Annotated in this window: 13 protein-coding genes; 12 read left to right on the top strand and 1 reads right to left on the bottom strand. The window is 45.2% G+C overall.

The features are described from left to right. From J4N43_RS05990 to J4N43_RS06045, 12 genes are all read left to right on the top strand, one after another. A complete protein-coding gene (locus tag J4N43_RS05990) occupies window positions 1–1908 on the top strand; it encodes a heme lyase CcmF/NrfE family subunit (protein ID WP_158159702.1) in 1908 nt (635 codons plus the stop codon). Further along, a complete protein-coding gene (locus J4N43_RS05995) occupies window positions 1886–2419 on the top strand; it encodes a DsbE family thiol:disulfide interchange protein (protein WP_025767281.1) in 534 nt (177 codons plus the stop codon). Before J4N43_RS05990 ends, J4N43_RS05995 begins: the two co-directional genes overlap by 23 nt. Further along, entirely contained in the window at window positions 2406–2816 is a 411-nt protein-coding gene (nrfF, locus tag J4N43_RS06000) for a heme lyase NrfEFG subunit NrfF (protein WP_025767282.1), read from the top strand. Before J4N43_RS05995 ends, nrfF begins: the two co-directional genes overlap by 14 nt. Window positions 2817–2962: 146 nt before the next feature. Beyond that, window positions 2963–3139 carry a hypothetical protein gene (locus J4N43_RS06005; protein ID WP_020480909.1) on the top strand — a complete coding sequence of 59 codons (177 nt, stop codon included), beginning with the start codon at window positions 2963–2965 and terminating at the stop codon, window positions 3137–3139. Window positions 3140–3410: 271 nt separating this feature from the next. Beyond that, window positions 3411–4007 carry a GTP cyclohydrolase II gene (locus J4N43_RS06010; protein ID WP_025767283.1) on the top strand — a complete coding sequence of 199 codons (597 nt, stop codon included), beginning with the start codon at window positions 3411–3413 and terminating at the stop codon, window positions 4005–4007. A gap of 174 nt (window positions 4008–4181) precedes the next feature. Continuing rightward, a complete protein-coding gene (locus J4N43_RS06015) occupies window positions 4182–5444 on the top strand; it encodes an imelysin family protein (RefSeq protein ID WP_199266795.1) in 1263 nt (420 codons plus the stop codon). A gap of 92 nt (window positions 5445–5536) precedes the next feature. Continuing rightward, window positions 5537–6919, top strand: a complete 1383-nt coding sequence (locus tag J4N43_RS06020; protein ID WP_025767285.1) for a di-heme oxidoreductase family protein — start codon at window positions 5537–5539, stop codon at window positions 6917–6919. Window positions 6920–6929: 10 nt separating this feature from the next. Further along, complete coding sequence (locus tag J4N43_RS06025) at window positions 6930–7967, top strand: imelysin family protein (protein WP_025767286.1); 1038 nt, start codon at window positions 6930–6932, stop codon at window positions 7965–7967. Next, complete coding sequence (locus J4N43_RS06030) at window positions 7948–9030, top strand: DUF1513 domain-containing protein (RefSeq protein WP_025767287.1); 1083 nt, start codon at window positions 7948–7950, stop codon at window positions 9028–9030. Before J4N43_RS06025 ends, J4N43_RS06030 begins: the two co-directional genes overlap by 20 nt. 132 nt (window positions 9031–9162) lie before the next feature. Beyond that, the gene (locus J4N43_RS06035) at window positions 9163–10725 is read left to right on the top strand and encodes a L,D-transpeptidase family protein (protein ID WP_021033969.1); all 1563 of its coding nucleotides are present in this window, start codon (window positions 9163–9165) and stop codon (window positions 10723–10725) included. A gap of 166 nt (window positions 10726–10891) precedes the next feature. Continuing rightward, the gene (gene mepK, locus J4N43_RS06040) at window positions 10892–11440 is read left to right on the top strand and encodes a peptidoglycan L,D-endopeptidase MepK (RefSeq protein ID WP_025767288.1); all 549 of its coding nucleotides are present in this window, start codon (window positions 10892–10894) and stop codon (window positions 11438–11440) included. A 129-nt stretch (window positions 11441–11569) separates the two neighbouring features. Continuing rightward, window positions 11570–12226, top strand: coding sequence for an MBL fold metallo-hydrolase (locus tag J4N43_RS06045; RefSeq protein WP_005376855.1), 657 nt, complete (start codon window positions 11570–11572; stop codon window positions 12224–12226). Between the two features lie 18 nt (window positions 12227–12244). Here the strand turns inward: J4N43_RS06045 and J4N43_RS06050 are convergent, their stop codons facing one another. After that, on the bottom strand, window positions 12245–12910 hold the full coding sequence (locus J4N43_RS06050; RefSeq protein WP_005376857.1) for a DUF2982 domain-containing protein: 666 nt from the start codon (window positions 12908–12910) through the stop codon (window positions 12245–12247). Between the last annotated feature and the right edge of the window lie 50 nt (window positions 12911–12960).

Here is a 12960-nt window from a genome sequence, read left to right on the forward strand (position 1 = left end):
ATGGAAGCTGAGCTAGGGTTCTTCTTACTGATATTGGTGGCTGTAACATCGACTTGTGCATCGTTGCTGCATTGGCTACGTCGTGCTATGGGTAAGAAGGCGACATTGCCGCATCAAGTCGCGATGTCCCACATCATTAGCTTAGCTTCCATCATTTGTTTAGCACTTCTGATCGTCTGCTTCGTGCAAGACAACTTCGCGTTGGAATATGTTGTTACGCATTCCAACAGTCAACTTCCCGTAGCATTCAAGATTGCTGCCGCTTGGGGCGGGCACCAAGGCTCCATGTTGTTTTGGGTCGTCACCTTGAGTTTATGGGCGTCGTTTATTGCATTTAAGTCACCGCTCAACGCCCAATATACTTGTGACTGTTTAGGAATCATGAACGTTCTTATTGCGACATTTGCTTGGTTCACGTTAATGACCTCTAACCCGTTCGAGTATGCCCAAGTATTGGCGTCGGAAGGACGAGATCTAAACCCAATGTTGCAAGATGTTGGGCTTATCATTCATCCACCATTGCTTTATCTCGGTTATGTCGGTTACGCAGCAATATTAGCTTTTGCATTAGCTGCGCTATTGGGTAAACAACCGATGAGCGATTGGTATGTGGTTGCTCGAAGCGCAGCGTTTTTTGCTTGGGGAACGCTCACGTTGGGTGTCTTGGTGGGATCATGGTGGGCGTACAATGAGCTAGGGTGGGGCGGCTGGTGGTTTTGGGACCCTGTGGAGAACGCTTCTCTACTGCCTTGGCTTACTGGTACTGCTTTGTTGCACAGCGGTGTTGTCGCAACACGTAACAGAGGCGCAATTTGGAGCACCTATGCACTGGCGTTTGCTACGTTCAGCCTAAGCATTTTAGGGACATTCGTGGTGCGCTCTGGCGTGCTGACTTCAGTGCACGCTTTTGCGGTGGACCCAACTAAAGGTTTGGTGCTGATTGGTGTATTGAGCTTGCTTGTCATCATCACTTTTGGCGTATTGATTTTGCGAGGAGAACAACTCCCTCGCTTCAAACTTCAATCTCTAGCGAGCCGAGCTTACACTGCTTACATCGCCAAAGGGCTGCTGGTTATTGCGACTGCTATCGTTTTTCTTGGCACTTTTTATCCGATGGTTTATCAACTGCTCGGTTTAGGAAACATTTCAGTTGGCGCACCTTATTTTAATAGTCTGATCTTCCCATTAAGCATACTGGCTCTGATTGCCCTAGCTTTCATGCCGCTGCTGAAATGGACAAAAGGCACAGTGCCGAGTGTAAGCGCTGATATTGCGATCAGTATTTCGTTATCTCTTGTCTCTGGGAGCGGGTTTATCTTCTTAGTGCACGCACTGCATTTCGAAGTATTGCTAACCATAACGTTGGCTACTTGGATGATTGTGGCGCATCTCGTTATGCTGTTTCGTTGTTCCAATAAGCGCAAACTCATGCCAATCGTGATGGCACATATCGGTTTTGCGCTGGCGGTGAATGGAGCTGTATTCAACAGTCACTACTCATATGAACACAATTTACGTGTCGAACCCGGCAGTTCTCAACAAAGGGCGGGGATCACTATCGATTATCATGGTATCGAATGGCTAGTGGGGCCAAACTACACCGCGGAACAAGGACAGATCACCTTGCACTTGGAAGATGGCCGCATGCTCAATTTCAACCCGCAAAAGCGTCATTACCCTGTGCGAGTGATGAATATGACCGAGCCTGCGATTCGTTCACTATGGCATGGCGATTATTACGTGACATTGGGTGACAAAGTCGATACTCATGCTTATGCGATTAAAGTTCAGTACCGCGCAGGTATTTGGTGGATATGGTCTGGCGGGCTACTAGCTGTGTTTGGTGCGCTATTAACCGGCCTAAAGAAAAGGAGAGAGGCTATCAATGCGATCGAGAAATACGCTTAAACTCGCAGGTCTGTTTGTGGCTGTTGCCGTGTTTGCTGTAGTAACTGCGGTGGCTTTGTCTGAGCGACCACATGTTGAATTGTCCCCACAACGAAATTTAGAGACACCTAATTTTCGCTCTACTTCTCTGATCTCTGATGACATGGTTTCTGAGCAGTTGTTCAAAAGCGACGGATATAAATTATTGAATGTTTGGGCATCTTGGTGCGGAGTATGCAAACGAGAGCATGAAGAATTATTGCAGTTAGCAGAACTCGGTGTGCCTATTATTGGGCTGAATTATAGAGATCAAAAACAAGCCGCTCGTGAATATTTGAGCTCTAAACGAAATCCATATATTGAAGTAATTAGTGACCCTAATGGAAAGCTCGCTGTGGAGCTAGGTGTTATCGGAACGCCGGAAACTTACTTGATTGATCCAAATGGTCGTATATTGATCAAATATCGTGGAGAGCTAACGGCAGATAAATGGAACGATATATTTTCAGGATACTTGAATGTTTCGATTTAATAATCTTCTCCTCACTTTAATCCTATTTATACTATTTTCTCCTTTCACGAGAAGTGCGGATATAGAACAGAATGTTGATCTGTTTGAATTTCATTCTGTTGAAGTGCAACAGCGTGCAACCTCGTTAGCCAAGACATTACGCTGCCCGCAGTGTCAAAACCAAAACCTTGTCGAGTCTAATGCACAAGCGGCTAAAGACCTGAGGTTGAAAGTGTATACGATGGCCAATGAAGGAAGCTCAGATCAAGAAATAAAGGACTATCTAGTTGCTCGTTATGGGAATATTGTTCTGTATCAACCACCATTAAATTATTCCACGGCGCTGTTGTGGATCTTTCCTGTGCTATTTTTGATCTTTTTTGTCTTATATTCGATCCGAATGGTGAAGCGTAATTAATGTGACCGTTATTCCACTATTAAAAATAAATTGTGCACTTAACAAGCAGAATGTTATCATTTTTCCGAATTTATGAAGTTTCCAGTATAAAGAAAATAAAAATTTTGAGCTGGATAAGTAATAAAAGAACGAAATAGGTGCACGCAGTGGATTCAGTTATATTACAACTTAAAAAAGACTTCTATTCGCAGATTCGTGCATTGCAATCACCGAACCTGCCTCAAGTTACTTCAACGCTCGCCGTGTTGACCGACGAGGAAATCCAAGAACTCGAAGCAGTTTGGATTGAACTCGCCGTTTGGAAGCGCAGTCAGACCCATTAAAAGATAGACCAAACGACCTTCTTGAAACCCCAGACAAAATTTGTCTGGGGTTTTTTATTGTAGTTTTTTTAAATTGTTATAATATAACAATTGTTCAGTTGGAGAGTGGTTCTCTTTTGCTGTCTTGAGTGGATAACTGCCCTCAATTGTGATCTCTATATTGCAAAATGCGGTATCAGTCCCCATAGTTGAAGAGCAACGAGTAAATCCCATGAATGCAATAACGAAAACGCATCAAGCGCATCAAGCAATAAATCGAGTGAGTATAGATATGGCGGAAGTACGTGCCAGAGTAGATTTTAAAGTCGGGGCAAAAAGTAACATTGATGCCGAAATTCTGTCTTTCCATGGTCTGAAGACAGACAAAGAGCATGTTGCTATTATCTTTAAACAAGCGGACCAAACTCAGGACATGCCTTTAGTTCGTATGCACTCTGAGTGTTTGACAGGCGATGTGTTCCACTCTTCACGCTGTGACTGTGGTGAGCAACTAGAAGAGACGATCAATCGCATGGGCGAGTCCGGTGGTATCATCTTGTATCTCCGTCAGGAAGGTCGTGGTATTGGCTTGTACAATAAGATCGATGCATACCGCTTACAAAGCCAGGGCATGAACACGTACGAAGCTAACAACCATTTGGGCTTTGATGATGACCTGCGTGATTTCACAGAAGCAGCACAAATGCTAGAAGCTTTAGGCGTGAATAAGATCCGCCTCGTGACGAACAACCCTAAGAAAATTCGTGAGTTATCTGAGTACGGAATTGAAATTGGCGAGGTTGTCAATACCTCTGCACATATCAAAGATGGCAACGAAAATTATCTGAAGGCAAAAGTCTCTCACGGAAAACATGACCTAAAGGTTTAATCCTAAAGATAAAACTGACAATAAAGCCTGTGAAAAACCTCATTTTTATGAGGTTTTTTTGTATCTGGAGTTGCAAATAAATTGTAAATTTGTATTATCTCGAGACTAAAGTGCAAATAAGAATAATTAGCACTACCAATACGATAATTGAAAAGCTCAACAAGGATGCTTCAGATGAATGCAAAAAAAGTTTTAGTCCAATCTATTGCTGCATCACTCCTCATTGCCAGTGGTTCTACCGTTGCTGCCACAGTAACTAAACAACAAGTAGTCGAACATTACGCGGACGTTGCCCATGCTGTGTTTGCTGATTCAGTAACAACAGCGAAGGCGCTTGACGTAAAAATCGACGAATTTCTAAAATCACCATCAGCGAAAAAGCTTGAAGAAGTAAAACAAGCTTGGCTAGATTCTCGCGTGCCTTACCAACAGTCTGAAGTTTTCCGTTTTGGTAACGCGATTGTTGACGATTGGGAAGGTCAGTTAAACGCGTGGCCACTTGATGAAGGTCTGATCGACTACGTAGCAGCGGACTACCAATACGAATTGGGTAACGAAGGTGCGGCTGCAAACATCATCGCAAACACAAGTCTGCAGATTGGTGCTTCTAAACTGGACGTTTCAAAAATTACGCCAGAATTACTAGCAGATTTAAACGAAGTAGGTGGTTCTGAGGCAAACGTTGCATCAGGTTACCACGCGATTGAATTCTTGCTTTGGGGCCAAGACCTAAACGGCACTAACGCAGGCGCAGGTCAACGCGCTTACACTGATTTCGTTGTGGGTTCTGAGTGTACGAATGGCCATTGTGAGCGTCGTGGAGAGTACCTAAAAGCAGCCGCTGATCTACTGGTTCAAGACCTTGAGTGGATGGAAAAGCAGTGGTCTGCTGAAGTAAAAGGTAACTACCGTGAAGAGCTACTGAACGACTCAGCGGACAATGGTCTACGTAAGATGCTATTCGGCATGGGTTCTCTTTCTCTAGGTGAGCTAGCGGGTGAGCGCATGAAAGTGGCACTAGAAGCGAACTCAACTGAAGACGAGCACGATTGTTTCTCAGACAACACGCATAATTCTCACTACTACAACGAGCAAGGCATCTACAACGTTTACACAGGTACATACAAAGGTGTAAACGGCAAAGAGCTATCTGGTCCAAGTATTGCTGATCTTGTTGCTCAAAAAGATAAGAAAGCCGCGACCGACATTCAAAAGCAGTTTGATACAACACTTAGCCAAGTTGGTGAGCTAGTGACTTCTGCAGAGAAGAATAACCAGCATTTTGACCAACTTATTGCGGCGGGTAACGCACAAGGCAACGCGCTGGTAAACGACACCATCATGTCGTTGGTAGCGCAAACTGGTGCGATTGAGCGAGCGGCAAACATTGTCGGCATCGACAGCCTAAGCCCTGATACTGCTGACCACGAGTTTTAATAAGAAAACCATAATAAATAAGGGCTCTTTGTGAGCCCTTTTGCCGTTTGAGCTCGTTGTTATCACCCTTGTTGTCTATGTAGAGCAATGATATGAAGCCATACCTAATTTCTGCGCTAGCCGCGATCCTTTCTTCTTCTGCCATGGCTTACGATGTTAAGTCTGGTGGCAAAACCAGTGTTAAAAAAGATGGCGCGAATGCCTATTCTCTTCCTGCTGCCAACCTGCCGATGAGCAAACGCCTAGATTTTAGTGTGGGTAACAGCTTTTTCCGCAACCCTTGGGTACAAGCGCCAGCGTCAACAGACGCTCGTGATGGCCTAGGTCCGCTTTTTAACACCAATGGTTGTCAGAACTGTCACATCAAAGACGGTCGTGGTCATCCGCCAGAGAAAGATGATTTACATGCCGTGTCTATGTTAGTGCGCTTAAGCATTCCTGCGATGACGCCAGAACAAAAGAAAGCCTACATCAAAGACGGTGGCATACCTGAGCCGACTTATGGTGGTCAGCTTCAAGATTTCGCCCTGCAGGATCAAACGCCAGAAGGCAAAATCGAAATCACTTACACCGATGTCCCAGTGAAATTTAAAGACGGTACGACGGTGACGCTAAGAAAACCTCATTTGAACATTACCGATCTGGGTTACGGCGATATGCACCCTGATACCGAGTTCTCAGCACGCGTGGCACCGCCAATGATCGGCCTTGGTTTGTTAGAGAGTATTCCCGACGAAACGCTACTTGCTTGGGCTGATGAACAAGATGCCGACAAAGACGGTATCTCAGGCAAAGTCAATAAGGTGTGGGATATTGAGAAGGACAATTTCTCGATTGGTCGTTTTGGCTGGAAAGCAGGACAACCGACGTTAATGCAGCAAAATGCAGCAGCATTCAATGGTGATGTGGGTCTTACGAGCCATTTATTCCCAAATGAAAACTGTACCTCGAAACAAAGCATTTGTGACGACATGCCAAATGGCGGCAAACCAGAAGTGAGTGAAAATATTCTCGACTTCGTAGAGTTTTACAGCCAGCACTTAGCTGTACCTATTCGCCGTAATGTCAATGACCCTAACGTGAAACTTGGTCAGCAAATCTTTGCTGCGTCTGGCTGTGAAAGCTGCCACAAGACCAGTGTTAAAACGGCGAAACGACCAGAGTTACCAGCGCTTTCTGAGCAGCTTATCCACCCATACACCGACATGCTTTTGCATGACATGGGTGAAGGCTTAGCCGATAACCGTCCGGAATATCAAGCAAACGGCCGCGAGTGGCGAACAGCACCGCTATGGGGCATTGGTTATACCGAAGAAGTAAACGGACACACTTACTTTCTACATGATGGCCGCGCTCGTAACCTGATGGAAGCGGTGTTGTGGCACGGCGGCGAAGCTGAAACGGCGAAACAAAACGTCTTAGCACTGAACAAAAAAGAACGTGACGCATTGATTGCGTTTCTGAATTCTCTATAAGGAAGCAACCATGAAAAAAACACTATTAGTGAGTGCGATTGCCGCAACGTTAAGTTTGGTTGGTTGCCAATCGACCATCGGTTCGAGCTCTGCCAAGCCTGAGAGTACAAGTCATATTTCTCAAAGCGTGTACGAGGTCGAGTTTCAATCAGCTCAGACGTTTTTAGCGCAAACCACAGAACTTGAACAGCGCTTCGCGGATTACTGCGCATCAGAGTCGAAAGATGATGCACAAGTAAAACAGCAGTGGCATCAAACTATGCTTGCGTGGATGGCATTACAAGGTCAAGAACGTGGCCCTGCTACGGCATTGGAGCAAAGCTGGAATGTTCAGTTTTGGCCAGATAAAAAGAACACTACTGGTCGTAAAATGTCTATATTGACGAAATCTGACCAAGCTTGGAGTGCAGAAGATATCTCCACCCAAAGTGTCACCGTGCAAGGTTTAGGGGCTCTGGAATGGCTGCTTTACGATAAAGCGTCGACCTTATCTAGCAACAGCAATACTTGTGTGACAGGCGTAGCGATTGCAGAAAACCTCGATAACAAAGCGCAGATCATCGCGGATTCTTGGGCAGAGAACCCTTGGACATCGCTAGAGATGACGGAATGGGAGTCTGAGTACATTTCACTGCTCTCGAATCAGCTTGAATACAGCATGAAGAAGTTGAGCCGACCGCTAGCGAAGATTGGTAAGCCTCGCCCGTATTTCTCAGAATCGTGGCGTTCAGAGACCTCGCTTTCAAACTTAAAAGCCAACCTTCAAGGGATGGAAGCGTTGTACTTTGCTAACGGGAATGGTCTAGATGCGCTACTTAGAGAGCAAGGCCATGCAGATCTCGCAGACCGTGTCGTTCATCAGTTTGAAATGGCGTTAGAAACTTGGCCAGAGGATAAGAGCTTGTTTGCTGCACTACAAACAAAAGAAGGCTATCGCATGGTGCTCGCTCAATACAACAAGCTAGAGCAATTGAAGTACCTGATTCACGAAGAAGTGGCGATCGAGCTTGGCGTAGTTATAGGATTTAATGCAACCGATGGTGACTGATCAAACCCGCCGAACTTTGCTGAAAGCCGCTCTATTCGGGGCGGCTACACCTATGATGCCATTTGGTTGTTCTTCAACAAGCTCACGTGAGCCTGCGTTGATCGGCTGCTCTATCATTGGCCGAGATAAATATGCAGCGGTGGTGGCGGATGAGCATGGTATGCCGCTATCTTCATTGCCGATTCCTGAGCGTGGTCACGGTGTGGCAACCAACCAACAAGGCCACGCCGTAGTTTTTGGTCGTCGACCAGGTACTTTCTTCATGGTATTTGATTATCGCTCAGGGCAGATGATCAAACTGCAACTAGCAAAGTCAAATCGTCATTTCTATGGGCATGGCGTTTACTCCCACGATGGCACGTTGCTATTTGCCACAGAAGGGGAGAGGGGGACAAGTCGTGGGATCATTGGTGTTTATGATGTGCAGAAGCAATATCAAAAAATCGATGAGTTAACGGGTTTTGGTCTTGGTCCTCATGAAGTGATCATGATGCCTGATGGCGCATTATCGATTGGCGTCGGTGGCGTACACACCAACGGCCGTGAACCTCTCAATCTTGATAGCATGAGACCGAGTCTGAGTTACCTTTCACAGGAAGGGGAGCTATTGGATCAAGTGTCTTTACCGGATCATAAGTTGAGTATTCGCCATTTAGCTCATGATGGTGCGGAAACCGTGCTTTGTGGTCAGCAATATCGTGGTGAGCCGGACGAGTATCCAGCCTTGATCGCCATGCACACGCGTGGTGGTGAAATGCAAGATCTTCAAGCTGAGCCTGAAGAGTGGGCGCGTTTCAATCACTACGTTGCGAGTATTGCAGCAACCGATGAATGGATCTTAGCCACTTCCCCTCCGGGCAGTTGTTATGGTATATGGTCTAAATCTACGGGCAAATTGGTAGAGCTAAGTGCGTTACCAGACGCCTCTGGTGTTGTGGTCTATGGCGATGAGTTCCGAGTCAGCTCTGGGGCGGGAAAAGTGGTAGAGCAAAGACCAGAGGAGTCAAAAAGTACCTTCGCAAGCGGAGTGCAATGGGACAACCATTGGTCGAGAATTATCTAGAAAGATCATTGAGTAATTACTTATAGAGAGTTTTGTTGTCGTTTTCGGCATCAGATTCTTAATTTTAAACCTGCAAGCTGTGAGATATTTGCCATACTTTTTATTATGGCAAGTAGCGCAAGGATCATTTCAGTGTTTGCTAGGGTTTTAATCATGACGGCACTTCTGGTGCCGTTTTGCAGCTTTTCCACCGTCGTTTCTCTCGAAGCTTCAGCGCAAGTCGAGCAAGAGGGAGCGGTACAAAAGCTGTCTGTAGAAAAAATGATCCATTATCCAGAGGTGATTGATCAACTGTATCAAAGCACCAATTACCGTTTGAACTGGGAAAATGAAAGTGATATTGAGCAGTTTCTTTTTCAAGTAAACCTGGTTGCACTTGCGGATGTCACCGATGAATTCGAAAATCAACTTCACCGGATAAACCAAGTAAGGTGGCAGGGAGATAATCTCGACTTCGATTTAGTGATGACAGATTCACTCTTGATGTACCTTAGTTATCTTGAGCAACTCCCCGAAGAAGGGATTAATTGGCTATTTACAGACAAAGCCCATGTTACGTTACCCGCTCCTAGCATCGATACTTTATCGGTTCTGAGTAATGAGATTACGGTTGGCAAACTTGGTCAGTTTTTGGCAAGTCTCCGGTCTCCATTACAAACAGATGATGCTTTCTACTCCGCCTATTCTTCGCTATCGGAACATTCTCAGTACCAATATCCTGCCTATCAACAAACTGGGCTAGCACGTGTTGGCGATATATTAGAAAACAGACCCCTATTGATTGAGCGAATGGAGATCGTAGGCGTAGATGTTTCTTACTTGGATTTAGTCACTGAAGAATATGACGAACAATTAGAGCTTGCGATAAAAGAGTTCCAGCGTATTCATGGTTTGAAAGAAGATGGCGTTATCGGCCCGAATACCATTCGATGGATCAACTTTTCTCCTCAAGAGCGATTGCATCTGTTGGCGTTGAATTCTGAGCGTTCAAGAATTTGGTCGAAAGAAAGGGATAATGTTGTCTTTGTTAACGTGCCTGGATACGAAGTCACGTATTGGCATGACGGTCAACCCTTGTTTGAGTCTAAAGTCGTGGTAGGGAGAGCATCAAGAAAAACGCCCATCATGTCGGTAGCACTGGATTCAGTTATTCTCAACCCAACTTGGAACGTGCCTTGGACTATCATGGTTAAAGACATTATTCCTAAAGTAAAACGTAATCCGATGTATTTGATTAACCATAACATTCAAATCATTCGGTCTTGGACTTCGAACGAAATTATTGACCCTACAACCATCAATTGGGCAACGGTGAATCCGAGAACATTTCCTTATCGTATGCGACAGGCGTCGGGCTTACAAAATGCACTGGGATTGTACAAGTTCAATATGCCTAACCCACAAGCTATTTATTTGCATGACACGCCAAGTAAGAACTTGTTTGAACAGGACAGACGCGCATTCAGCTCAGGATGTGTTCGTGTAGAACATGCAGACCAGTTAGCAGAACTTCTGTTCAAAACTCAGGGGTTGGAAGAACGTTTAGCGAAAAAGCGAGAAAGTTCTCGTCGGTCTAACACGTCAGTTCCTTTGGGAGAGCGCATTCAAGTACACATCATTTATCAAACAGCATGGTTGGAAGAGGGAACGCTTTACTACCGTGATGATATCTATAAGTACGATCACCGCAGTTGAAATTTTTAAGGAAAATTTACAAAACGAAGAATTCTCTTTTCGTTCAATAATTAATCAATAATTACTGCATTTGAAAATCAAGATGGAGCATTTTATGCATTTGACGTGACAAATGTGTTTGGTTAATGTCCACGACTTGTCTAGTTGTTGAGCACTGTATTTTGAAATGGTAAGTCGTAACTTTTCCCGCCGAGATTTCCTTAAAATGACCGCTGGTGGTGTGGTGTTGGCGTCTGCCCTGCCATCATTTTCTTGGGCTTCACTCCCTGACGAGCCACGTGCGCTGGCGATGAACAATCTTAATACTGGAGAGATCCTCGAAACATGCTATTTCGATGGAAAACGATACATTAATGATGAACTGCAAAGGCTGAATGAGTTTTGTCGAGACCATCGACTGAACGAGGTTCATCCGATGGATCGACGCTTGTTCGATCAAATAAGCCAAATTCAAAAGTTAATTGGTACAGAAGCAGAGGTGATCGTCATTTCAGGTTACCGTTCTCCTGCCACTAACGCCTCGCTGCGCAACGGGTCTTCTCGTGTAGCGAAAAAGAGCATGCACATGGAAGGAAAGGCCATTGATTTCCGTTTAGACGGCGTGAAGCTTTCAACGGTTCGTGATGCGGCATTAAGCCTAAAAGCCGGTGGCGTGGGTTATTATCCAAGTAGTAACTTTATTCATATCGATACGGGTGCTGTTCGTTCCTGGTAGTGCTAGTTGAGACAAGGTTTCTAGTCTCAGAACGTCGTCGATTACCCACAGTTCAAAGCTTGAAGTCGCTAGGCCTTAGTGTCATAGTTGCGGCAGTTTTCACGCAAATTTATTCGGTATAGGTTATCTATGGCTCTGAAATACCAAGTTGTTCCAGTAACATCTTTCTCTCAAAACTGTTCTATTGTCTGGTGTGACGAAACCATGAAAGGTATTGTGGTTGACCCAGGCGGCGATGAAAAGCAGCTCGCTATGCTTATCAAAGAGCTGGGTGTTGACGTGGTAAACCTAGTGCTAACACACGGTCACTTGGACCACGTAGGTGGCACGGAGCCGCTGTCTGCACTGCTTGGCGGTACAGAGATTGTTGGCCCTCACAAGGCAGACAACTTCTGGTTGCAAGGTTTGGAAGGTCAGAGCCAAATGTTTGGTTTCCCGCTGACAGAAGCGTTTGAACCGCACCAATGGCTAAATGAGGGTGACACTGTCACTTTCGGTAATCAAGTGCTGAATGTATTCCACACACCTGGTCATACACCTGGTCACGTTGTGCTTTACAGTGAAGAAGCGCGTTTAGCGTTTGTGGGTGACGTTTTGTTTAACGGTAGCATTGGTCGAACTGACTTCCCACAAGGTGATTTCAATACGTTGATTAGTTCTATCAAAGAGAAATTGTGGCCTTTAGGCAATGATGTCACGTTTGTCCCTGGTCACGGCCCTCAATCGACTTTTGGTCATGAGCGTAAAACTAACCCGTTTGTTGCTGACGAGATGCCGCTTTACTAAAAGTGCGTGTACTAAGCATTATTCTGGCTCGGCGGCAGCTAAGTATCGCCGAGTCAGTCCCACAAAATCCTCAGCCTCACGATCTAGATCACTTGCTGATATAAATAGATCGTAGCCATAAAAGCCTCTCTGATACTTCATCCGGTTGGCGAGCATCGCTAACAAACCTTTGTACTCAATCCCATCTCTGTTTATATACGGTTTAGGGTCAAGCACCATATCCTCAAACTTATCTTCACACTGATTTTGTTTTGCGCCTAAGTAAAGCAGTGCTCGCTGGCTGAGGAGAATTTCTGTCGCTATACGAGGGCAGATTGAATTTAAGTAGGGTGAGTAATGTTTTAGACGAATACCGATCCAAGGTAGCGGTTGGTGCCACCCTTCCTGTTGGTAGCTACAAATACCGATTGACTCAATATTTCGCCATCTGACGACCCAACCTCCTTTAAAAAGGTGTTGCTGAAAGTGAGAAGCTGTCAGCGTAAAAGTGACTTGGCTTTTCTTAATCATCAAGATGGCGAAACCAACGATTGCAGACATCAAGATGACCGACAACATGGCTTGCTTCCATCCCGGAGAAATGGCCACCAAAAACAAAGTGATGAGTGCAACAAGTAACAAAAGTATTCTGTTGATAGGGGAGTCGGGTTTGAAATGTGAATTTGTTAGGTGCAGCGTTTCCATGCTTATAACCTCATCGAATACTTGTCCAAAAATAAGTGGGTAGCTTTATG

The sequence above is a fragment of the Vibrio sp. SCSIO 43009 genome (assembly GCF_023716525.1).
In the GTDB taxonomy this organism is placed as follows: Bacteria; Pseudomonadota; Gammaproteobacteria; order Enterobacterales; family Vibrionaceae; genus Vibrio; species Vibrio alginolyticus.

Bases quoted from the DNA above. Each gene is read 5' to 3' on its own strand.
- J4N43_RS05990 (WP_158159702.1), top strand. From the start codon at position 1: ATGGAAGCTGAGCTAGGGTTCTTCTTACTGATATTGGTGGCTGTAACA.
- J4N43_RS05995 (WP_025767281.1), top strand. From the start codon at position 1,886: ATGCGATCGAGAAATACGCTTAAACTCGCAGGTCTGTTTGTGGCTGTT.
- nrfF (WP_025767282.1), top strand. From the start codon at position 2,406: ATGTTTCGATTTAATAATCTTCTCCTCACTTTAATCCTATTTATACTA.
- J4N43_RS06010 (WP_025767283.1), top strand. From the start codon at position 3,411: ATGGCGGAAGTACGTGCCAGAGTAGATTTTAAAGTCGGGGCAAAAAGT.
- J4N43_RS06015 (WP_199266795.1), top strand. From the start codon at position 4,182: ATGAATGCAAAAAAAGTTTTAGTCCAATCTATTGCTGCATCACTCCTC.
- J4N43_RS06020 (WP_025767285.1), top strand. From the start codon at position 5,537: ATGAAGCCATACCTAATTTCTGCGCTAGCCGCGATCCTTTCTTCTTCT.
- J4N43_RS06025 (WP_025767286.1), top strand. From the start codon at position 6,930: ATGAAAAAAACACTATTAGTGAGTGCGATTGCCGCAACGTTAAGTTTG.
- J4N43_RS06030 (WP_025767287.1), top strand. From the start codon at position 7,948: ATGCAACCGATGGTGACTGATCAAACCCGCCGAACTTTGCTGAAAGCC.
- mepK (WP_025767288.1), top strand. From the start codon at position 10,892: ATGGTAAGTCGTAACTTTTCCCGCCGAGATTTCCTTAAAATGACCGCT.
- J4N43_RS06045 (WP_005376855.1), top strand. From the start codon at position 11,570: ATGGCTCTGAAATACCAAGTTGTTCCAGTAACATCTTTCTCTCAAAAC.
- J4N43_RS06050 (WP_005376857.1), bottom strand. From the start codon at position 12,910: ATGGAAACGCTGCACCTAACAAATTCACATTTCAAACCCGACTCCCCT.